At 51.7% G+C, this 636-nt stretch carries 1 pseudogene; it reads right to left on the bottom strand.

Annotation, left to right across the window (positions count from 1 at the left end):
- Positions 1 to 636, bottom strand: a pseudogene (locus HMPREF3034_RS12775) (hypothetical protein); the annotation flags it as partial.

Raw genomic sequence — 636 nt, 5'->3', positions numbered from 1 at the left:
GCAGAACCGCCAGCAGCACGAACCCGAAGCCCTTTACTGGTCTTTGCATTATTCCAGAAGTAGTCGGCGTAATTCGTAGAAGCAGACGCGCCCACTTCGGTAGGCATACAGCATAGACCGTTATAGCTCTTACGCTTGATGTAGCCCTCTGCTTGCGGACATTCTGCAACCTTTGTTTTGCCCTCTATGGTAGCAGGGTCGAAAGGTGCATACATTGAACGCGAAATGTACACTTCGCTTTTATCTCCCGTGTTCATAATCATACCACGCACCCATCGCCATAGGTTGCCATAGTTAGCGTGTACGAGGCCAAAGAACACAGGTATGTTAAAGGTCTTGTAGGTCGAGCCGTCAGACGCAGGCAGGTTATATGGAACGAGGCACACGCCGTCGCCTGCTTCAAGTCCTACGCTTGTAGGGATAACAGGATAATAGCCGTTGTAACCTGCCCAGTCTGGCATATCGGTTACGCCAGTGCCGAAGCCGCCCTGATACAGCCCGTTTGTGTCCTTTTCTGCCACGAATGCAGCCTGCGTGTTGGTCGTTCCCATAATGATTTCAATAAGGAACTCCGCAACGAACTGCGCAACGAACCAGTTAGCTTCCCAGCCCTCACCACGTTTGCGGGCATAAGTG

The sequence above is a fragment of the Prevotella sp. DNF00663 genome, assembly GCF_001553265.1.
Classification (GTDB): domain Bacteria; phylum Bacteroidota; class Bacteroidia; order Bacteroidales; family Bacteroidaceae; genus Prevotella.
Note: the sequence above shows the minus strand (reverse complement) of the source record. Positions and strands in the feature narration are given on the sequence as shown.